This is a genomic window from Ewingella sp. S1.OA.A_B6 (genome assembly GCF_049889095.1).
Taxonomy (GTDB): Bacteria; Pseudomonadota; Gammaproteobacteria; order Enterobacterales; family Enterobacteriaceae; genus Ewingella.
The window spans coordinates 187,424-208,263 of the sequence record NZ_JBLJFK010000002.1 but is presented as its reverse complement, the minus strand read 5'-3'; the positions used below and the strand labels follow the sequence as shown (position 1 = coordinate 208,263).

The 20,840-nt window shown below is 50.4% G+C and carries 17 protein-coding genes; 14 read left to right on the top strand and 3 right to left on the bottom strand.

The window, feature by feature from the left end:
* The first annotated feature begins 170 nt into the window (after nt 1-170).
* The 7 genes from clpP (at nt 171) to ACMV8I_RS09175 (ending at nt 8,390) form a co-directional block, all read left to right on the top strand.
* Nucleotides 171-794, top strand: a complete 624-nt coding sequence (clpP, locus tag ACMV8I_RS09205; RefSeq protein ID WP_498864923.1) for an ATP-dependent Clp endopeptidase proteolytic subunit ClpP — start codon at nt 171-173, stop codon at nt 792-794.
* 183 nt (nt 795-977) lie between these two features.
* Nucleotides 978-2,252, top strand: a complete 1,275-nt coding sequence (gene clpX / locus ACMV8I_RS09200; protein WP_498864922.1) for an ATP-dependent protease ATP-binding subunit ClpX — start codon at nt 978-980, stop codon at nt 2,250-2,252.
* 192 nt (nt 2,253-2,444) lie between these two features.
* A complete protein-coding gene (gene lon, locus ACMV8I_RS09195; RefSeq protein ID WP_498864921.1) occupies nt 2,445-4,799 on the top strand; it encodes an endopeptidase La in 2,355 nt (784 codons plus the stop codon).
* A 216-nt stretch (nt 4,800-5,015) separates the two neighbouring features.
* Nucleotides 5,016-5,291 carry a nucleoid-associated protein HU-beta gene (gene hupB, locus ACMV8I_RS09190; RefSeq protein ID WP_140470871.1) on the top strand — a complete coding sequence of 92 codons (276 nt, stop codon included), beginning with the start codon at nt 5,016-5,018 and terminating at the stop codon, nt 5,289-5,291.
* A gap of 171 nt (nt 5,292-5,462) precedes the next feature.
* Nucleotides 5,463-7,343, top strand: coding sequence for a peptidylprolyl isomerase (ppiD, locus tag ACMV8I_RS09185; protein WP_498864920.1), 1,881 nt, complete (start codon nt 5,463-5,465; stop codon nt 7,341-7,343).
* Between the two features lie 137 nt (nt 7,344-7,480).
* Nucleotides 7,481-7,867 (top strand): ComEA family DNA-binding protein, encoded by a 387-nt coding sequence (locus tag ACMV8I_RS09180; protein WP_498864919.1) that lies wholly within the window; start codon nt 7,481-7,483, stop codon nt 7,865-7,867.
* Between the two features lie 121 nt (nt 7,868-7,988).
* Nucleotides 7,989-8,390 carry a YbgC/FadM family acyl-CoA thioesterase gene (locus ACMV8I_RS09175; protein ID WP_498864918.1) on the top strand — a complete coding sequence of 134 codons (402 nt, stop codon included), beginning with the start codon at nt 7,989-7,991 and terminating at the stop codon, nt 8,388-8,390.
* Between the two features lie 78 nt (nt 8,391-8,468).
* On the opposite strand, the gene queC is transcribed toward ACMV8I_RS09175, so the two are convergent.
* Nucleotides 8,469-9,173, bottom strand: coding sequence for a 7-cyano-7-deazaguanine synthase QueC (queC, locus tag ACMV8I_RS09170; RefSeq protein ID WP_498864917.1), 705 nt, complete (start codon nt 9,171-9,173; stop codon nt 8,469-8,471).
* Nucleotides 9,174-9,262: 89 nt separating this feature from the next.
* Nucleotides 9,263-10,963, bottom strand: coding sequence for an SgrR family transcriptional regulator (locus ACMV8I_RS09165; RefSeq protein WP_498864916.1), 1,701 nt, complete (start codon nt 10,961-10,963; stop codon nt 9,263-9,265).
* A gap of 232 nt (nt 10,964-11,195) precedes the next feature.
* Between ACMV8I_RS09165 and cof the strand changes: the two genes are divergently transcribed.
* Both cof and ACMV8I_RS09155 read left to right on the top strand, forming a co-directional pair.
* Nucleotides 11,196-12,014 (top strand): HMP-PP phosphatase, encoded by an 819-nt coding sequence (gene cof / locus ACMV8I_RS09160; RefSeq protein WP_498864915.1) that lies wholly within the window; start codon nt 11,196-11,198, stop codon nt 12,012-12,014.
* 175 nt (nt 12,015-12,189) lie between these two features.
* Nucleotides 12,190-13,299: an ElyC/SanA/YdcF family protein gene (locus ACMV8I_RS09155; protein WP_498864914.1), complete on the top strand. Its 1,110-nt coding sequence runs from the start codon at nt 12,190-12,192 to the stop codon at nt 13,297-13,299.
* 74 nt (nt 13,300-13,373) lie between these two features.
* Here the strand turns inward: ACMV8I_RS09155 and ACMV8I_RS09150 are convergent, their stop codons facing one another.
* A complete protein-coding gene (locus tag ACMV8I_RS09150) occupies nt 13,374-14,417 on the bottom strand; it encodes a PLP-dependent cysteine synthase family protein (protein ID WP_498864913.1) in 1,044 nt (347 codons plus the stop codon).
* Between the two features lie 118 nt (nt 14,418-14,535).
* Between ACMV8I_RS09150 and ACMV8I_RS09145 the strand changes: the two genes are divergently transcribed.
* From ACMV8I_RS09145 to amtB, 5 genes are all read left to right on the top strand, one after another.
* Nucleotides 14,536-14,991: an Lrp/AsnC family transcriptional regulator gene (locus ACMV8I_RS09145; RefSeq protein WP_498864912.1), complete on the top strand. Its 456-nt coding sequence runs from the start codon at nt 14,536-14,538 to the stop codon at nt 14,989-14,991.
* A gap of 191 nt (nt 14,992-15,182) precedes the next feature.
* Nucleotides 15,183-16,970 carry a SmdA family multidrug ABC transporter permease/ATP-binding protein gene (locus tag ACMV8I_RS09140; protein ID WP_498864911.1) on the top strand — a complete coding sequence of 596 codons (1,788 nt, stop codon included), beginning with the start codon at nt 15,183-15,185 and terminating at the stop codon, nt 16,968-16,970.
* Entirely contained in the window at nt 16,963-18,747 is a 1,785-nt protein-coding gene (locus ACMV8I_RS09135; RefSeq protein ID WP_498864910.1) for a SmdB family multidrug efflux ABC transporter permease/ATP-binding protein, read from the top strand. Before ACMV8I_RS09140 ends, ACMV8I_RS09135 begins: the two co-directional genes overlap by 8 nt.
* A 340-nt stretch (nt 18,748-19,087) precedes the next feature.
* The gene (glnK, locus tag ACMV8I_RS09130; protein ID WP_498864909.1) at nt 19,088-19,426 is read left to right on the top strand and encodes a P-II family nitrogen regulator; all 339 of its coding nucleotides are present in this window, start codon (nt 19,088-19,090) and stop codon (nt 19,424-19,426) included.
* A 67-nt stretch (nt 19,427-19,493) separates the two neighbouring features.
* Entirely contained in the window at nt 19,494-20,783 is a 1,290-nt protein-coding gene (amtB, locus tag ACMV8I_RS09125) for an ammonium transporter AmtB (protein ID WP_498864908.1), read from the top strand.
* Nucleotides 20,784-20,840: the final 57 nt, after the last annotated feature.

The following is a 20,840-nucleotide window of genomic DNA, read 5'->3' as shown; positions in this document are numbered from 1 at the left end:
TTCCCCCAATTGTTAACTATAAATGCAAAGTACTTTGCTGTTAAATTCTGACTGATAACAACCGTCAGCCGTGTAAACGACGACTTGGCCGCTTGAGCGTAGTCATCAAAGCTTATCTCAAGTAGAATCGGTTTAACTAGCGCCAAAGAGAATTCTATTAGGAGACGGTTATGTCATACAATAGTGAACAAGATCGATTTGCACCGAACATGGCCTTGGTACCCATGGTTGTGGAACAGACTTCAAGGGGTGAGCGTTCTTACGACATATACTCCCGTCTGCTGAAGGAGCGCATTATTTTCATGACGGGTCAGGTTGAAGACCATATGGCTAACCTGATTGTGGCTCAAATGCTGTTCCTTGAAGCCGAGAGTCCAGAAAAAGACATTTTCCTGTACATTAACTCTCCGGGCGGCGTGATCACTGCTGGTATGTCTATCTATGACACCATGCAGTTTATTAAACCGGACGTCAGCACCATTTGTATGGGACAGGCTTGCTCAATGGGCGCGTTCCTGTTGACCGCAGGGGCGAAGGGTAAGCGTTTCTGTTTACCGAACTCACGGGTGATGATTCACCAACCGTTGGGCGGTTTCCAGGGACAGGCGACGGATATTGAAATTCACGCCAAAGAGATCCTGAAAGTGAAATCTCGTATGAATGAGCTGATGGCGAAGCATACTGGGAAGTCACTGGAAGAGATCGAACGTGACACTGAGCGCGACCGTTTCTTGTCAGCGGATGAATCTGTAGAGTATGGATTGGTTGACTCCGTATTTTCCCATCGTGTTTGACGGCTTAAATCTGCCGGGTTGATGGTCTATAGTTAAGTCATACAGAGGCAACGCAGGTTCTTTCTGTGAGCACTGCGTTTGGCCCATTGCCGACATGACAACCACCCGCCGTCGATACGGCAGCGATTAACACGCCCGTGCCGCGTATTTCTGCGGAACAGAGACTAAAGAAGAGGTTTACTGATGACAGATAAGCGCAAAGACGGTTCAGGAAAGCTGCTGTACTGCTCTTTTTGCGGCAAAAGCCAGCATGAAGTGCGAAAGCTGATTGCCGGGCCGTCAGTGTATATCTGCGATGAGTGTGTCGATCTGTGTAACGACATTATTCGCGAAGAGATTAAAGAAGTCGCACCGCACCGCGAACGCAGTGCTTTGCCTACTCCCCATGAGATCCGACAGCACCTGGATGATTATGTCATCGGGCAGGAACCGGCTAAAAAGGTTCTGGCTGTAGCGGTTTATAATCACTATAAACGCTTACGTAATGGCGATAACACTAATGGTATCGAATTAGGTAAGAGTAACATTCTGCTGATTGGGCCAACCGGTAGTGGTAAAACGTTGCTGGCTGAGACGCTTGCGCGTTTCCTGGATGTGCCATTCACCATGGCCGATGCCACCACGCTGACCGAAGCTGGTTATGTGGGTGAAGATGTGGAAAACATCATCCAGAAACTGCTACAGAAATGTGATTATGACGTACAAAAAGCGCAGCGTGGGATCGTTTACATCGATGAAATCGATAAAATTTCCCGCAAGTCTGATAACCCATCGATCACCCGTGATGTGTCCGGTGAAGGTGTTCAGCAAGCGTTACTTAAACTGATTGAAGGTACCGTTGCTGCGGTTCCACCTCAGGGCGGACGGAAGCATCCACAGCAGGAATTCCTGCAGGTTGATACTTCCAAGATCCTGTTCATCTGCGGAGGCGCATTTGCTGGTCTCGATAAGGTGATTGGACAGCGCATTAACACGGGTACCGGCATTGGTTTTGGTGCTGAAGTGAAGGGTAAGTCTGAAAAAGCAACCGAAGGCCAGTTGCTGGCCCAGGCTGAACCAGAGGATTTAATTAAATTTGGTCTTATCCCAGAATTCATCGGTCGTCTGCCAGTGGTCGCAACCCTGAGCGAACTGAGTGAAGACGCGTTGATCCAGATTCTGAAAGAGCCGAAAAATGCGCTGACTAAGCAGTATCAGGCATTGTTCAATCTGGAAGGCGTCGAGCTGGAATTCCGTGATGAAGCTCTGGTGGCAATCGCCAAAAAAGCGATGGTACGTAAAACCGGTGCCCGTGGTCTGCGTTCGATTGTTGAAGGCGCACTGTTGGACACCATGTATGACCTGCCATCACTGGACAGCGTAGAGAAAGTGGTTATCGACGAGTCCGTTATTTCGGGCCAGTCAGAGCCGCTAATGATTTACGGTAAACCTGAGGCGCAACAGGCATCTGGCGAATAATTAGCCAACTGTTCCATAAGGTTAGTGAATAAAATGGGGGATTTTGTCCCCCATTTTTTTTACTCGCATTCTTGTCGTTGAATGTCAGATATTCATCCCCATATACTCAGATAATGACTTGCTGAAACCCGTTTGACTCGTGTTTCACGAGATTTCCTTAACCTGGCGGAAGCTAAACTAAGAGAGAGCTCTATGAACCCTGAGCGTTCCGAACGCATAGAAATCCCCGTCTTGCCTTTGCGCGACGTGGTGGTTTACCCGCACATGGTGATCCCGTTGTTTGTTGGCAGGGAAAAATCGATTCGCTGCCTCGAAGCTGCGATGGATCACGACAAAAAAATCATGCTGGTAGCGCAGAAAGAAGCCTCTACCGATGAGCCGGGCGTTAACGATCTCTTCTCTGTAGGCACAGTTGCCTCCATATTACAGATGCTTAAACTGCCTGATGGCACCGTGAAAGTTCTGGTTGAAGGTTTACAGCGCGCGCGCATTACCACGCTGTCTGACAGTGGCGAGCATTTTGCTGCACAGGCTGAATACCTTGAATCACCGGCCGTGGATGAGCGGGAACAAGAAGTTCTGGTTCGTACCGCCATTAATCAGTTTGAAGGCTATATCAAACTGAATAAAAAGATCCCGCCTGAAGTGCTGACTTCACTCAACAGTATTGAAGACGCAGCCCGTCTGGCTGACACCATTGCAGCACATATGCCGTTGAAACTCGCTGATAAACAGTCCGTACTGGAAATGTTTGATATCACCGAGCGTCTGGAATATCTGATGGCGATGATGGAGTCGGAGATCGACCTGTTACAGGTTGAAAAACGCATCCGTAACCGTGTTAAAAAGCAGATGGAAAAGAGCCAGCGTGAGTATTATCTGAATGAGCAAATGAAAGCTATTCAGAAAGAGCTGGGTGAAATGGATGATACGCCTGACGAACATGAAGCGCTGAAACGCAAAATCGAAGCGGCAAAAATGCCGAAAGAAGCGCGTGAAAAAACCGAAGCTGAACTGCAAAAGCTTAAAATGATGTCACCGATGTCCGCTGAAGCCACCGTTGTGCGTGGTTATATCGACTGGATGCTTCAGGTGCCTTGGAATGCCCGCAGTAAAGTGAAGAAAGATCTGCGTAAAGCGCAGGAAGTTCTCGACTCTGATCACTTTGGCCTGGAACGTGTCAAAGACCGTATCCTTGAGTATCTTGCAGTGCAGACGCGCGTCAGTAAAATTAAAGGGCCTATCCTCTGCCTGGTTGGGCCTCCGGGCGTGGGTAAAACCTCTCTTGGGCAATCCATTGCCCGTGCAACAGGCCGTGAATATGTGCGCATGGCGCTGGGTGGTGTGCGTGATGAAGCGGAAATCCGTGGGCATCGCCGCACTTATATCGGCTCTATGCCAGGCAAGATGATTCAGAAAATGGCGAAAGTGGGGGTTAAAAACCCGCTGTTCCTGTTGGATGAGATCGACAAAATGTCTTCGGATATGCGTGGTGACCCAGCTTCTGCGCTGCTGGAAGTGCTGGATCCAGAGCAGAACGTGGCGTTCAACGATCACTATTTGGAAGTTGATTACGATCTGTCCGATGTGATGTTTGTAGCGACGTCCAACTCAATGAACATTCCGGCGCCACTTTTGGACCGTATGGAAGTGATTCGTCTGTCCGGTTATACCGAAGATGAAAAGCTGAACATTGCCAAACAACATCTGATGCCGAAACAGATTGAACGTAATGCTCTGAAAAAGAGCGAATTGACGATCGATGACAGCGCCATTATCGGTATTATTCGTTTCTATACTCGTGAAGCGGGTGTGCGTAGTCTGGAGCGCGAACTTTCTAAATTGTGTCGTAAAGCGGTTAAACAATTGCTGATGGATAAAACCCTCAAGCACATTGAGATCAACGGCGACAACCTGAAAGATTTCCTCGGCGTACAGAAGGTCGACTACGGCCGTGCTGATACCGAAAACCGCGTAGGTCAGGTGACCGGTTTAGCCTGGACTGAAGTGGGCGGCGAACTGCTGACCATCGAAACAGCCTGTGTTCCTGGTAAGGGTAAACTGACCTATACAGGTTCTTTAGGCGAGGTGATGCAGGAGTCCATTCAGGCTGCACTGACCGTCGTGCGTGCTCGTGCAGACAAACTGGGCATCAACCCTGACTTCTACGAAAAACGTGACATTCACGTCCACGTACCGGAAGGCGCAACACCGAAAGATGGTCCGAGTGCCGGTATTGCGATGTGTACTGCGCTAGTTTCCTGCCTGACCGGTAATCCGGTACGTGCCGACGTAGCGATGACAGGGGAAATTACCCTGCGTGGCTTGGTTCTGCCGATCGGTGGTCTGAAGGAGAAACTGCTGGCCGCACACCGAGGTGGCATCAAAGTGGTGCTGATCCCGGATGACAACAAACGTGATCTGGAAGAGATCCCTGCCAACGTGTTAGGTGATCTTGAGATTCATCCGGTGAAGCGTATTGATGATGTATTGAATTTTGCGCTGCAAAATCCAGCCTTCGGTGCGTTGCCGGTTGCAGTGAAATAGTGATCATAGCCGTCACAGTTGAATAAAACTCGGGCTGGTAGGCGAAATCTCACTTGCCAGCCTTTTTTTGTATCGTTAAGTTAGACAACTGTCAGAACCTTTCAGGCTGCTTTTAGCCGCTTGCATAGCCCTGGCAGGCTTGATATAACAGCTGCGCTGTCATATTCGCTGGGAAAATGCGACGTGACGATAGAATTTCTAGAGGGGATAAATAGAGTGAATAAGTCACAACTGATCGACAAAATTGCCGCTGGTGCTGATATTTCTAAAGCGGCTGCTGGACGCGTATTGGATGCAGTACTTGGATCGGTAACCGACACCTTGAAATCTGGGGAAGAAGTTGCTTTGGTTGGCTTTGGTACTTTCTCGGTTCGTGAGCGTTCTGCTCGTACAGGCCGTAACCCACAGACTGGTAAAGAAATCAGCATTGCTGCGGCAAAAGTGCCTGGTTTCCGTGCTGGTAAAGCGTTGAAAGACGCAGTCAACGGTTAATTACCTGCTGGTCAGGCGTCAAACCTGTGCGAGACAAAAGCCAGTACAGTGCTTTTCATTCTCAGGTCTGGTTGTTAAACAATAACCTGACGTCAACGGGCTGGTAAGGTAAGATACAAGGCGCATCGGAATCGATGCGCTTTTTTTATTACAGCGGAGTGTTGCCTCACTATGATGGACAATTTACGCGCGGCTTCCAACAACGTCGTGCTCAAAATTATTCTGGCCCTGATTATTCTGTCCTTTATTTTGACAGGGGTAGGCGACTACCTGATCGGCGGTTCAGGCGACTATGCAGCGAAAGTGAATGGTCAGGAAATAGGACGTTCGCAGTTGGAGCAAGCGGTACAAACCCAGCGTAGCCGACTGCAGCAACAGCTTGGCGATCAATTCTCTACGCTGGCAGGTAGCGAAGGCTATATGCAACAACTGCGTCAGGAATCCCTAAACAACCTGATTGATGTCACTTTGCTCGATCAGTATTCCAAGACGCTGGGTATCACCGTCAGCGATCAACAAATTAAAGACGCTATCCTGGCAACCCCGCAATTCCAGACTGAAGGCCGTTTCGATAACGCCAAATATCTGCAAAGCATTCAGGGTATGGGTTACAGCCCAGACAATTTTGCTAAATTGATGAAACAGCAGTTGGTCAGCCAGCAACTGGCTCAGGCTTTTGGAACGTCAGATTTCATTTTGCCGTCTGAAACCAAAGCCATGTCTGAATTACTTCTGCAGGGACGTGACGTTCGTACGGCGACTCTCGATACCGCGGCTCTGGCTACGAAACAACAGGTCAGCGACAGCGAAGCACAGACTTTCTACGACCAACACAAGAATAACTTTGTCTCCCCCGAGCAGGTAAAAGTCAGCTATATCGAAATGGATGCAGCGGCCATGCAGGGGAAATCAAGCGTCAGTGATGCTGACGTCACGGCCTACTATGATCAGCACAAGAGCGAGTTTGGTCAACCGGAACGTCGTCGCTATAGTGTTATCGTCCTCAAAACACAGCCGGATGCAGATGCCGTCGCCGCTGAGTTGAAGAAGGGCGCTGATTTTGCCGAACTGGCTAAAACGAAGTCCATTGATAAGCTGAGCGGTAAGCAGGGCGGCCTGATGGACTGGGTTGAACCTGAAACGACGCTGCCTGAATTTAAAAGCGCCAATTTGACCACGAAAGGTCAGATTTCTGGTGTGATTAAATCCGACAGTAGCTTCTTCATTTTACGTCTCGAAGACATTCAACCTGAGCAAATCAAACCTATGGCTCAAGTGCATGACAGCATCGTTGATAAGCTTAAACTAGAGAAAGCCGTTGACGCCTATTACGCGTTACAGCAGAAGGTCAGTGAAGCGGCTACCAATGACAACGAATCTTTAGCCTCAGCTGAAGAGGTTGCCGGTGTGAAAGCAACACATACTGATTGGTTTACTCAGGAACAGATTCCTGAGGGTATTAACTTCAAACCTGTTGTTCAGGCTATCTTCGAAGGTGGTTTGATTGGTCAGGACGGCACGCCAGGCAGCAATTCAGACATCATCACCGTTGATGGTGACCGCGCCTTTGTTCTACGCGTCGATGCGCACAAAGCCGAAGGCTTTAAGCCTTTTGCTGAAGTTAAAGATCAAGTGATTGCATTAGTGAAACGCCAGAAAGCGGAAGACCAGGCGCGTATGGAGGGTGAGAAACTGCTGACAGCACTTAAAGCCGGTAAAGGTGATGAAGCCTTAAAAGCAGCGGGTTTGAGCTTTGGTGATGTGCAGAAAATCCAGCGTACTCAGCAGCCTTCTGCGTTTGAGCAAAACGTTTATGCATTGCCTCATTCGCAAAAAGACCAGCCAGTATATGGCTTATCTCAGGATGACAAAGGTAATAGCGTGCTCGTTGAGCTGACTGCGGTTAACCCGGGCAAGCTGCCAGATGACGAAACAGAACGTTTTGAGCAGCAACTGCAACAGTCTTCATCCAACGTGACCTTCGATGCTTTGCTGACAAACCTGCGTCAGGAAGCCAAGATCAAGCTGGGTTCTGCTGCGCAAAACCAATAAATGTCGCAAAACTATGCAACGTGTTGCAACATCCAAAGGCCGCTTTCGCGGCCTTTTCCACATTTTAAATCTGCCAATTGTTGCCTGATAAAACTTGCTGCACTCTGTCCATGCTGAAAACACATGGAGGATACAGCATGAAAAAATTAGGCATTACTTCACTCTCACTGGCCCTGGCTTTAGGTCTATCTACTCTTCCGGTCATGCTTCAGGCTGCACCGATGGCGGTTAGTCAGGTCGCAACCACGACGTCTGCAGTCGCGCAGGCTCCGACGAGTAAAGTGGGAACATCGGTAGCTAAAAAAGAGCAGGCCATCACTACGGATGATGCCAGGGTCAATGTCAACACGGCAACCGCAGAAGATTTTGCCCAGGTAATGAACGGCGTAGGTCTTAAGAAGGGGCAGGCGATCATCAGTTATCGTGAAGAGCTGGGGCCGTTCACCGCTATCGATCAGTTGCAGGAAGTACCAGGAATTGGTGCTGCGCTATTTGAACGTAACAAGGACCGTCTGAAACTGTGACGGATGTCCCGGCGATGACCTGATAACGGTTATCGCCGTTTTCTTCTGCTAATCTTTCAAGACATCTGACCAGTACAGATACCTTACCTGACCCTTGTTTCTCAGGAGCACCGAAGAGATTATGCATACGTTTATTACGGTTCGTGGTTTTCATATCGACGTCTATCAACATGTTAATAATGCCCGCTATCTTGAGTTTTTAGAGTCCGCCCGTTGGGAGTGGCTCGATAACAAAAGCGGTTTTAAATGGATGAGCGCCAACAACATTGCGTTCATTGTGGTCAATATCAATATTAATTACCGCAAGCCAGCAACCTTAGGCGACGTATTACGCATAGACAGCAGCCTGCAGCAGATCAATGGCCGCAGCGGCGTCATAGAACAGGTGATCACAAGGGAAGGAGATATAGTCGCCGATGCAACCCTGACTTTTGTATGTATCGATCTGCGGACACAAAAAGCCCTGCCGCTTGAAGGGGAACTGCTGGAAAGACTGCGGGAGCTGGAACTTAAAGAGAATTAAACGTGGGCTGGAATGATGAGAATACAGTTAGGAAAGTGATTGACCGGGTGTGAAGTGTCAAACCCGGTCATCGAAATCTTAAAATGTAAGCCCGCCGACTTTTTTTTTCAGACTGGCCGTTACGGCACGTTTGTCCTGCTGATATTGTTGCAGACCATTGGCGCGCAAATGACAGGCTGCACAGTCGCCACAGCCATCACCAGCGATACCGTTATAGCAGGTGAGCGTTTGGTGGCGGACAAGCTCCAACTGCTGATAATAATCGGCCAATGCCCATGTTTCCGCTTTGTTCAACCACATGAGTGGCGTTTCAAAGCGGATTTCTCGGGCTATACCTAATGAAATAGCATGGTTCAGTGCTTTGACGAATTCGTCGCGGCAATCCGGATAGCCGGAGAAATCGGTTTCACATACGCCAGTGATCACGGCTTCGGCCTGAATCTGGTAGGCATAAATCGCCGCCAGCGTAAGGAATAAAATATTTCGGCCTGGAACGAAGGTACTCGGGAGCCCGTTGTCAGACTCCTCGCCGAAAGCGGGCACAGGAATATTGTCACGAGTCAGGCTGCTCACTGCCAGTTCATTCAACAGACCGACATCCAACACCTTGTGGGCTTTAGCGCCTAACGCTACAGAAAGTTTGCGAGCAATGTCGATTTCTGCGCGATGTCGTTGACCATAATCGAAGGTGATGCAGTGCACTTCATCATATTGCGTCAATGCCTGAATCAGGCAAGTTGTTGAGTCCTGACCGCCGCTAAAAACCACCACTGCTCTTTTCATATGTTTACCTGTTTTACTCAGACGTATGCCAGATGCGCTGACAGAAAAAATCCCGCCCATGGTACTGCCCTTTGGCTTGATATAAAAGGTCAGGGCAACGGCGGCGGGATCCACGCCTGAGAAAAATCAAACCAGCCCCATGCCGTAAGCTGCACGCCATTGACGCGCGGCGGCGCACTGACCTGATATTGATAGTTAAACAGCGGCGTGATGATCCCGCGTTTCATTAGGCGGTAAAAATGATCCCGCAGCTCCTTCGCTCTTTCATTGGCGAGCGGAATTTGTTGGATAGAGTGCAGGCGGCTGAGCTGCTCCTGGAGATCTTCCTCACCGAGAATGCCTGGCCATAGCGGATCCTGGCGCAGCCAGTGTTCCAGCGTGGCTTCAGGCGCCTCGCCAATTAAGCGGTCACCTAGCAGCAGGTCGGCAGAATTTATCGAATCTTCGTTATCCCATAAACGGCCGGGATGATAGATGGCCTCTAATTCACAGGCCTCATCGGCCAGACAGGCTTTCAGCGCATCGGCCACGAATTCAAGTTCAATGGGCGGATGAAACACTAATTTGAGTTTTTTCGGCAGGGTTACCTGTGGCACATCATGCCTGGGGATCGGCCATTCAGGCAGCATCTCTTGGCTGGGCTTAACCAGATCGTGGTCAATAGGTAGCCGGCTCAACAGGCCGGAGCGCTGAATGATCATAATGATCTTCTGCGCCTGCTCTGAGGATAAATTTCCGCGTCGCAGGTTGGCCGCAATATAGCAAAAGCCCAGGCTGGTGCTGCGTTTCACCGGCTTTACATTAACCAGTTCATTTTCTTCACCTAACATAATTCGTACTGGATGCTGACAGCTGACATTATCTTTTTGCGCGAAAAGTTGTGGTGTGATCCAAAATTCAATCGCGGCCAGGAAAGGATGCTGTAAGTGATAGTAGGTGTGTTGCTCAAGGCGAACCAATTCCGGGGCAAAACTTGCCAGACGAAAAGGTCCTGCGCCACAAAGTGGGTCATCAGGATGCGACAATAGAGAATTGAGATCGGCCAGACGGTGTGCCAGCCAGTAATCTGGTACCTGCAAATCGAATTGCAGACAGAGAGCATGAGGCTGACTGAGGTGAGTCACTGTCGCCAGACTTTGTCTGCTGCGCGGTGACTGGCGCAGCGCTTCAAAACGGGTGCATAGCTGGCCTGCGGTCACGGGTTCACCATTGTGCCAGTAGAGCTGGCTACGCAGGAAGAAGCGCCACGTTTTACCGTTATTGCTTATCTGCCAGTGATGTGCAAGGTCTGGCTGGGGAAGCGACTCTCCGGTGATAAAACGCGTCAGGCCTGCATGCAGTGTATGCGCCAGATGTTGTTCTGCCCGTCCGGTCAGGGTTTGTGGATCCAGCGGCTGCATAATGCGGTAATAGGGAATGCGCAGCGTCGGTGCATCCGCTTGCCACTGTCCGCCAAGATGCGGAGCCAGCAGAGCAGTAAGATGTTTGGGGTCCATTTCGCTGAGTTGCAAAGCCGCCGAGTGATCGCCATTTTTAAGTAGCTGCTGCAAATAGGACTCGCGCAAACTTTCCGGCGATGTGAGGCATTGAATCGAGGCACGCTTTCCGCGGCCTGCCTGCGAATGCCAGCTTATCCAGCCTGCGTGCTGGAACTGCGTCAGTAAGGTACGGGTATGGCGCTCGCTGCAAACGAATATGTTGGCCAGGTCACCCACCGTTAACGCCGAAGGTTGATCGCCCACTTTCACATACAGTCGTTGATACTGATTAAGGCGGTTTTGTAGTCGCATAGAAATTTGGAACACCTGAAGAAAGTTTGCCTGTAATAGCCAGCATATAGAAGCCGCATGACTGTCACATGCGGTAGAAGGGCGTAGTGTGATCTAAATCCGGAACACTATTAATAAAGTGTTCACTATTACTTCCGTAAATGCCGGGGCATACTTGCGGCATTAACTTTCCCAAGGCAGCCAGACAGGAAACTCTTTTTCATGCTGCTTTGTCTTGTCATTGTGAGGTTTTATGTTCCGTTTGGCTGCATTTGATATGGATGGCACGTTGTTAATGCCCGATCACCGGTTAGGTGAGAAAACGCTGTCTACTCTGCGCCAGTTGGCTGAACAACCGATGACACTCACTTTTGCGACAGGCCGCCATTACCTTGAAATGAAAGATATTCTGGCTAATCTGGATTTGAAAGGATATTTGATCACTGGCAATGGCACGCGCATTCATGATTTGGCCGGGCAACGCCTGCACGCCAGTGATTTGCCAGCGGATTGCGCCGAAGAACTACTGAATACAAATTGGAATACGTCTGCCAGCGCGCATGTTTTTCGGGATGAGGGCTGGTTCACCGACCATAATGATCCGCAGTTGTTGGTGCCGCATGAGTTCAGTGGTTTTCGCTACCAGCTACAGGAACTTTCCTCGCTGCCTGTCACCGGTAACAGTAAAGTGTGCTTCACCGCTCCGCATGATGTCCTTCTTAAGTTGGAGCCATCTATTGAGGCACATTTTGGTTCGCGCGTTGATCTGTGTTTCTCAGCCGCTGATTGTCTGGATATCCAGCCAGCGGGTAGCAACAAAGGTAGTGCGCTGGCGTTGCTGACGGATGGTCTGAATATCGATATGTCCGAATGTATGGCTTTTGGCGATGCGATGAACGACCGCGAAATGTTGGAGAGCGTCGGTATGGGACTGGTCATGGGCAATGCGCTGCCAGTGTTGAAACAGCGCTCTCCTCATCTGCAAGTTATTGGCCACTGTCAGAATCAGGCAGTGTCCCACTTTTTACAACATTGGCTGCATTCACCACACCTCACCTATTCCCCCGAATAATAAGGTTATTCCAGCCAGCCGGGCTATCTGTCCCGGCTTTTTTCTGTTGTACGCCTCTCCGTCACAAAATTGTCATAAAGGCTTTATATAGTTCCCCGATCTCACCCTGCCAGTCTGTTACTCATCGCTGCTTTTATCTATAGTCCCGAGAGGTAGTTCACCCGTTAAGGATAAAATGATGATCGCTACTCATGGGGCAACCCGCATTGCACTTGCTTTAACTTTATTTATTTCTGCCAATGTGTCCGCCAGGGCCATAGATACGCTTCAGCCACAGGCTGATTATCAACAGTATATTTCCGAGCGTCAAACCGTCGACTTCCTGATCCAGGATGCGTTGACTGCTTTTAAATCTCCAGCCCGGGTTTCCGATGCAGGTTTTACCGGAAAACTGCCCACTAACATGGAAATTGTTGCCGATCGCCTTCAGCAGGCGAGTAAACTGGAGCCTTATCGCGCTGACCTGATCTTTAGCACTGCCAGTGCGTACATTTATAATCGAAATGTCGATAAGGCACTTATGTTGTATCAGCAGATCCTGGATATCGCGCCAGATGACGTCGATGCCCACAGTTATATCGCCGCATGGCAACGCTACAAAGGCAATACCTCCGCCGTCGAGTCTCAGATGACCGAACTGCAAAAGCTTAACCCTGGCCGCGCAGACCAGCTGAAAAAAGTTTTTGCGGTCATTGATGAGGTCACATTGATGCCGCTTCACGACGCTTTGTCTGCCGATGTCGCCAAGTCCTTTACCGGTCCGACCGCCATTGTCACTTTAGGCTATGCACTCGATCCTGATGGTTCGATGAATAAAGTGCTTATTCAACGGCTGGAGAAAACGCTGGAACTCGCGAAACAACTGCCCGATGCAATGATTGTTGTTACCGGCGGCGTTCCGCAAAGCCACCAGACGGAAGGTAAGCTGATGTCACAATGGCTGGTTAATCAGGGTATCGACAGCAAACGTATTTATCAGGATAACTTTGCGCGTTCTACGGTGGAGAATGCCCTATTCAGCCGCTATGCGCTGGCGAGGCATCGTATCAAAAACGCAGTGGTTGTCAGTTCAGGGAGCCATGTGCGCCGTGCTCAGGCGCTGTTCACCATCGCCAGCTGGGAAACCGGTCCGCGCGATATCCGCTTCGTGTCAGTCGCTGCTATTGACAAGCCCTTGGCTGAATTACAAAAAGTTTCTGACGGGGACAAGCAAGGGATTTACCGTGATGCGTTGAAAACTATGGGACTCTGGAGTTTTCGCAGTTATCCGCTTGAAGAGCGTTAATACGAATCAACCCCATTCAATGAAAGCGAAAGGCGGCTCAGCCGCCTTTTTTACCTCTCACAGAGACTCAGCACTCAGCGCACGGCGGCTAATTGCTGACTATAATGGCTGATGTCGCCGATATTCGCGGCGACCCACTCATCGTTGAAATAAGTATTTAAGTACCGCTCACCGCTGTCGCACAGCAAAGTGACGATCGAGCCGGTTTCGCCTTTTTCCTGCATCTGTTTTGCCAATTGAAGCGCACCCCATACATTGGTACCGGTTGAACCGCCGACCTTGCGACCTAAAATCCCTTCAAGCCAGCGCAGGGTGGCGATGCTTGCGGCATCGGGGACGGGGATCATGCTGTCGATCACGCTGGGAATAAATGACGGCTCGGCGCGCGGGCGGCCAATCCCTTCAATCTTGCTATTACATTGGGCGGTCACAGAAGGATCGCGCTGTAGATAGTAGTCATAAAATACCGAGTTTTCCGGGTCAACCACGACCAATTCAGTCTGATGTCCCTGATAGCGAATATAGCGACCAAGCGTAGCGGATGTGCCGCCCGTGCCAGCGCTCATCACCAGATATCGCGGCACCGGATGAGGTTCAAGAGACATCTGGCGGAAAATGCTGTCGGCAATATTGTTGTTTCCGCGCCAGTCCGTCGCGCGCTCGGCGTAAGTGAACTGATCCATATAATGGCCGTTCATTTCCTTGGCCAGTTGCTCCGACGCGGCATAAATTTGACCTGAGTTCTCAACAAAATGACAGCGTCCGCCGTAAAATTCGATCTGCTGAATCTTACTCGGTGCAGTACATGACGGCATAACGGCGATAAACGGCAGGCCGAGCAGGCGGGCAAAATAGGCTTCAGAAATGGCGGTGCTGCCCGAAGAGGCTTCAACGATCGGCGTGTTTTCCCGGATCCAACCATTGCATAGCCCGTACAAAAAAAGCGAACGTGCCAGACGATGTTTCAGGCTGCCGGACGGATGAGTGCTTTCATCTTTCAAATAAAGCGCAATACCAGGAAAGTCCGACAAGCTAAGACGTATCAGGTGGGTGTCGGCAGAACGCTGAAAATCGGCGTCGATCTCTTTAATGGCGTGATTCACCCAGGCATTGGTCATGTTGAAGTCCGTAGAAAGGATTTGATTGTGCTAGATTAACGCATTCAACAGAGAAATAAGTTACTCTTTAGCCCATGATTGGCATTAAAAAGAGAATATTTTTCTCTATAGAGGTGAAGTGGTAGATAAAATTGACCGCAAGCTATTGGCGATGTTGCAGGAAGACTGCACCCAGTCGATCACCGTGCTGGCAGAAGCCGTAAATTTGACCACCACGCCTTGTTGGAAGCGCCTGAAACGGCTGGAAGAGGAGGGCATTATTCGTGGCCGGGTTGCGTTGCTGGATAACGAAAAACTGGGGCTAAGCCTGACGGCGTTTGTGTTGATTAAAACCCAACATCACAGCAGCGACTGGTATCAAAACTTTGTCGATCAGGTGGCGTCATTGCCAGAGGTGATGAACTTTTATCGTATGGCCGGCGAGTACGATTATCTGCTCCAGGTGCAGGTGGCTGATATGAAAAGTTACGACAATTTTTACAAACGTTTGGTGAACGGCGTTTCGGGCCTGATCGACGTGACTTCGAGTTTTGCGATGGAACGTATTAAATCCACGACGGCATTACCATTATAAACACATCAAAATCTTCGCTATTACTACCTTGTTGTAACACAACAGTTGCTGAGTGTTTTTACAATGTTCCAGCAAAAAGTTTCATCAGAATGGGGTGTTAACAATGTTATTCTGATGGTTATTCGATAATAAAAATCATTCTGTGTTTTAGACGGCCAATACGTTGGTCATCAATAAATGGATAAATCTGCGTGAGATTGTTTGTTCAACTAGGCTGGTATTTCCGCCGCGAATGGCGACGTTACCTTGGTGCCGTCGCTCTGCTCATTGTGATCGCTATTTTGCAGTTACTGCCGCCTAAATTGGTCGGTATTGTGATTGATGGTGTGACCTCAAAACAGATGCCTCCCAAACTCTTATTTACCTGGCTGGGGCTGATGTTTGCCACGGCTATTTTGGTTTATCTGCTGCGTTATGTCTGGCGCGTTCTGTTGTTCGGCGCCTCCTATCAGCTGGCCGTAGAACTGCGGCAGAACTTCTTCAGGCAGCTCAGCCGCCAGCATCCTGCCTTCTATTTGCGTCACCGCACCGGTGATCTGATTGCTCGCGCCACCAACGACGTGGATCGGGTGGTGTTCGCGGCCGGTGAAGGCGTGCTGACGCTGGTGGATTCGATGGTGATGGGGCTGGCGGTATTGATCGTCATGGCGACGCAAATTAGCTGGGAGCTGACCTTGCTATCTTTGGTACCCATGCCAATTATGGCCATTGTTATCAAACGCTACGGTGACCAGCTACATCAGCGTTTCAAAACCGCACAGGCGGCGTTCTCCTCCTTAAACGATCAGGCGCAGGAGAGCTTGACCAGTATCCGCATGATCAAAGCTTTTGGTCTGGAAAATCATCAGTCCTCCCAATTTGCAGAGGTCGCCGCAGATACCGGCGTTAAAAATATGCGCGTCGCACGTGTTGATGCCCGTTTCGACCCGACGATCTATGTTGCCATCGGAATGGCTAACCTACTGGCTATCGGCGGTGGCAGTTGGATGGTGGTTAACGGTCACCTGACGCTTGGTCAACTGACCAGTTTTGTGATGTATCTCGGGTTGATGATCTGGCCAATGCTGGCCCTGGCCTGGATGTTCAATATTGTGGAACGCGGCAGCGCGGCGTACAGCCGGATCCGCAGTTTACTGGAAGAAGCACCCAGCGTAGTTGACGGTGAAGCTCCGCTGCCCGCTGGACGCGCCAAACTCGAGGTGCATATTGATAATTTCTATTATCCCGAAAACAGCCAGCCTGGGTTGCACACCGTGGGCTTCACGCTACGTCCCGGCCAGATGCTGGGATTATGTGGCCCAACGGGTTCGGGGAAAAGTACGCTACTCGGGCTTATCCAGCGCCAGTTTGATGTGACGCAAGGTGATATTAGCTATCACGGTATGTCATTGAAAAACATTCGGCTCGATGACTGGCGTGGCCGCATGGCCGTTGTCAGCCAGACGCCATTTCTGTTTTCTGACACCGTTGCGCAAAATATCGCCCTCGGTCGCCCTGAGGCAACGCAGGAAGAGATTGAAACCGCAGCCCGTTTAGCCAGCGTTCACGACGACATTCTGCGTCTGCCACAAGGTTATGAAACTGAAGTCGGAGAACGTGGCGTAATGCTTTCCGGTGGGCAGAAGCAGCGTATTTCGATTGCCCGAGCGCTGCTTTTGCAGGCGGAAATCCTGATCCTTGATGACGCACTTTCCGCCGTGGACGGTCGTACCGAGCATCAGATTCTGCAGAACCTGAGTCAGTGGGGCAGCGAGCGCACCGTGATCATCAGCGCGCATCGCTTGTCGGCACTGACCGAGGCCAGTGAGATCCTGGTATTTAACAGCGGCACCGTGGCTCAGCGGGGCGATCATGACCATCTCTCCTCACAACCCGGCTGGTATCGCGATATGTATCGTTACCAACAGCTGGAAGCCGCACTGGACGATGTTCCGCAAGAAAAGCTTGCACCGGTTTTGGTAGAAAATAAAGATGATTAAAATTCAGAAAAGCTGGCCAACCTTGAAGCGGTTGCTCAGTTATGGCAAAGCCTACCGTAAGCCATTATCAATAGCGGTGATCATGCTCTGGGTGGCGGCGGCCGCTGAAGTGCTGGGCCCCATTCTCATCAGTTTCTTTATCGATAACTACGTCGCTAAAGGAGAGTTGCCGCTCGGGATGGTCAGTCTGCTGGCGATCACCTTTATTCTGCTGCAATTTCTGGCAGCCGGATTGCACTACTTTCAGGCGCTGTTATTTAACCGTGCTGCCGTAGGCGTGGTGCAACGACTGAGAACCGACGTCATGGATGCGGCGTTGCGTCAGCCTCTGAGCGCCTTCGATACTCAGCCCGTGGGGCAGTTAATCTCCCGGGTTACCAATGATACCGAAGTGATCCGCGATCTTTATGTCACGGTAGTCTCGACGGTGCTGCGCAGTATGGCGCTGATAGGGGCGATGCTGGTGGCGATGTACAGCCTCGACTGGCGGCTGGCATCCATTGCTGTCTGTATTTTCCCAGCCGTGTTTATCGTGATGGCAATTTATCAGGTCTACAGCACGCCGATTGTGCGGCGGGTTCGCAGCTATCTGGCGGATATCAATGATGGCTTCAATGAAGTGATTAATGGCATGGGCGTGATTCAGCAATTCCGACAGCAGAAGCGTTTCGGTGAACGTCTGGCAAAGGCCAGTCAGTCGCATTACTTTGCCCGTATGCAGACCCTGAAAATGGAAGGTTTTTTATTACGCCCCTTGCTGAGTCTGTTCTCCTCTCTGATTCTGTGTGGTCTTTTGCTACTGTTTGGATTCAGCACCGAGGGCTCGATTGGCGTCGGCGTGCTATACGCCTTTATTAACTATTTGGGGCGACTGAATGAGCCGCTGATTGCACTCACCTCGCAACAGTCGATTTTTCAGCAGGCGGTAGTGGCCGGTGAGCGCATCTTTGATCTTATGGACAGCACGCAGCAGCAATATGGTGAAGATGTTAAGCCGCTGGCCAGCGGGGAAATTGATATTCGAGATCTGAGTTTCGCTTACAGTACGGATAAATGGGTGTTAGAGAATATTAGCCTCCAGGTGCCTTCGCGTGGTTTTGCTGCGTTGGTGGGCCATACCGGCAGTGGTAAAAGCACATTGGCGAACTTACTGATGGGCTACTACCCGATAACGCATGGCGAGATCCGGGTCGACGGGCGCCTTCTCTCTGAGCTTTCTCATAATACTCTGCGAAAAGGCATCGCTATGGTTCAGCAGGATCCGGTGGTTCTGGCTGAATCGGTGTATGCCAACGTGACATTAGGCCGCGATATTGACGAGAAACAGGTCTGGCAGGCGCTGGAAACAGTCCAGCTTGCTCCACTGGTGAGAGCGATGCCGGACGGCGTGTATACCCGCCTCGGTGAGCAGGGGAATAATCTGTCGGTTGGACAAAAGCAATTACTGGCAATGGCACGCGTTCTGGTGCAAGCGCCGGAAATTTTGATCCTTGACGAGGCAACCGCCAATATTGACTCCGGCACGGAACAGGCGATCCAACGTGCGCTTCGCTCGATCAGGCAACATACTACGCTGGTGGTGATTGCTCACCGTTTATCGACTATTGTCGAAGCTGATAATATTCTGGTTTTGCATCGAGGCCAGGCGGTGGAGCAGGGCAACCATCAGCAGCTTTTGGCTGAAAAAGGTCGATATTATCAAATGTATCAGTTGCAGTTAGTGGGCGAAGAGTTGGCTTCTGGTCAGCATGAAACCCCGGTAGCTGAGAACAGTTAAATTCAAAATATGGAACCGTCTTGACGGCGGTTTCAACCCTTCACTTTTGCGTTTTTTTTCTGGTTAGTCGTTAAATGCACTTACTTATAGCATCCTCCTTTTTTATTCTTGATTAAATGCACTAAAAAAAAGCGTTACGCACTTTTATGGTGCGATCGACCTCAGCCTTTTTGCACCAGCACATCTGTCACCCCTTCACGACTATTCTGAAAATGGCGCTGCTATGCGGTTAATAAAGTAATCAAGTGCAGAGAACAACTCTGGCACAGCCCTTGCTTTAATCCTTGCGTATAGGGCGCGAATCCCCTCGCGACAAGCTCTTAATTCGAGGAGTGGCAAAATGAAGCTGGTTACTGTGGTGATCAAACCTTTCAAGTTGGAAGACGTGCGCGAAGCGCTGTCTGCTGTAGGAATTCAAGGGCTGACCGTGACTGAAGTTAAAGGTTTTGGTCGTCAGAAGGGACATGCAGAGCTGTATCGTGGCGCAGAGTACAGCGTTAATTTCCTGCCAAAAGTCAAAATAGATGTTGCGATTGCCGACGATCAACTTGATGAAGTGATCGACGTGATCAGCAAGGCGGCCTACACCGGCAAGATCGGGGATGGCAAAATTTTTGTTGCTGAATTGCAACGCGTTATTCGCATCCGTACCGGCGAAACTGACGAAGCAGCGCTGTAATTTCGGACTCACGACTTTCGATTATAATTTTAGAACAACAGCTTAGAGAAACAGGGGTGGGTTAATAATGAAAAAACTTCTTTCGATGATGGGGCTCGGTGCTGTAGCCATGCTGCCATCACTCGCTATGGCAGCGGCTCCGGCAGTGGCTAATGGTGCTGATAACGCCTTCATGATGATTTGTACTGCATTGGTGCTGTTCATGACGGTTCCCGGTGTCGCGTTGTTCTACGGCGGACTGCTGCGTTCTAAAAACGTGTTGTCGATGCTGACACAGGTCATCGTCACTTTTGCTTTAGTTTGCGTACTCTGGATGTTGTACGGCTACAGTCTGGCCTTCAGCGAAGGCAACGCCTTCTTCGGTGGCTTTGGTAATGCGATGCTCAAAGGCATCGGTTTGGACTCCGTTACCGGCACTTTCTCGCAGATGATCCATGTGGCCTTCCAGTGTTCATTTGCTTGCATCACCGTTGCGTTGGTCGTCGGTGGCTTGGCAGAGCGTGTTCGCTTCGCCGCAGTACTGATTTTCACCGTGATTTGGCTAACCTTCTCTTATCTGCCGATTGCACACATGGTATGGGCAGGTGGTTTCCTGGCCGCAGATGGGGCGCTGGACTTTGCGGGCGGTACAGTGGTTCACATTAATGCCGCTATCGCGGGTCTGGTGGGGGCTTATCTGGTGGGCAAGCGTGCTGGTTTCGGTAAAGAAGCCTTCAAACCACACAACCTGCCGATGGTCTTCACGGGCGCATCGATTCTGTATGTTGGCTGGTTTGGTTTCAACGCGGGTTCAGCAAGTGCGGCAAGCTCTATAGCGGCACTGGCTTTCCTGAACACAGTGATGGCTACGGCGGGTGCAATCCTTTCCTGGACTTTTGTTGAGTGGATGGTCCGTGGTAAGCCTTCTCTGCTGGGCGCAAGCTCTGGGGCTATCGCCGGTTTGGTTGCTATCACTCCAGCGTGCGGTACTGTCGGTGTCGGTGGTGCGTTAGTTATCGGTCTGGTGGGTGGTGTTGCCGGTCTGTGGGGTGTCGTCACCCTGAAAAAATGGCTGAATGTGGATGATACCTGTGACGTATTCGGTGTGCATGGCGTGTGCGGCATTGTGGGTTGTATTCTGACGGGTGTGTTTACTTCCAGCTCTCTGGGTGGCGTAGGCTATGCAGAAGGCGTGACCATGGGTCATCAGGTTCTGATTCAGCTGTTAAGCGTAGGTGTCACACTGGTATGGTCTGGCGTCGTTGCCTTCATCGCTTTCAAACTGGCGGATATGCTGGTCGGTCTGCGTGTACCTGAAGAACAGGAACGCGAAGGTCTGGATGTTAACAGCCACGGCGAGAATGCCTACAACCAGTAATCAGGTTTGAAAGAAGTAGCTTGCTAACTCTTGAGTAAGCCAACGATATAAATAAGA

Coding starts and splice junctions, on each gene's coding strand:
- clpP (WP_498864923.1), top strand. CDS start 171: ATGTCATACAATAGTGAACAAGATCGATTTGCACCGAACATGGCCTTG.
- clpX (WP_498864922.1), top strand. CDS start 978: ATGACAGATAAGCGCAAAGACGGTTCAGGAAAGCTGCTGTACTGCTCT.
- lon (WP_498864921.1), top strand. CDS start 2,445: ATGAACCCTGAGCGTTCCGAACGCATAGAAATCCCCGTCTTGCCTTTG.
- ppiD (WP_498864920.1), top strand. CDS start 5,463: ATGATGGACAATTTACGCGCGGCTTCCAACAACGTCGTGCTCAAAATT.
- ACMV8I_RS09180 (WP_498864919.1), top strand. CDS start 7,481: ATGAAAAAATTAGGCATTACTTCACTCTCACTGGCCCTGGCTTTAGGT.
- ACMV8I_RS09175 (WP_498864918.1), top strand. CDS start 7,989: ATGCATACGTTTATTACGGTTCGTGGTTTTCATATCGACGTCTATCAA.
- queC (WP_498864917.1), bottom strand. CDS start 9,173: ATGAAAAGAGCAGTGGTGGTTTTTAGCGGCGGTCAGGACTCAACAACT.
- ACMV8I_RS09165 (WP_498864916.1), bottom strand. CDS start 10,963: ATGCGACTACAAAACCGCCTTAATCAGTATCAACGACTGTATGTGAAA.
- cof (WP_498864915.1), top strand. CDS start 11,196: ATGTTCCGTTTGGCTGCATTTGATATGGATGGCACGTTGTTAATGCCC.
- ACMV8I_RS09155 (WP_498864914.1), top strand. CDS start 12,190: ATGATGATCGCTACTCATGGGGCAACCCGCATTGCACTTGCTTTAACT.
- ACMV8I_RS09150 (WP_498864913.1), bottom strand. CDS start 14,417: ATGACCAATGCCTGGGTGAATCACGCCATTAAAGAGATCGACGCCGAT.
- ACMV8I_RS09135 (WP_498864910.1), top strand. CDS start 16,963: ATGATTAAAATTCAGAAAAGCTGGCCAACCTTGAAGCGGTTGCTCAGT.
- glnK (WP_498864909.1), top strand. CDS start 19,088: ATGAAGCTGGTTACTGTGGTGATCAAACCTTTCAAGTTGGAAGACGTG.
- amtB (WP_498864908.1), top strand. CDS start 19,494: ATGAAAAAACTTCTTTCGATGATGGGGCTCGGTGCTGTAGCCATGCTG.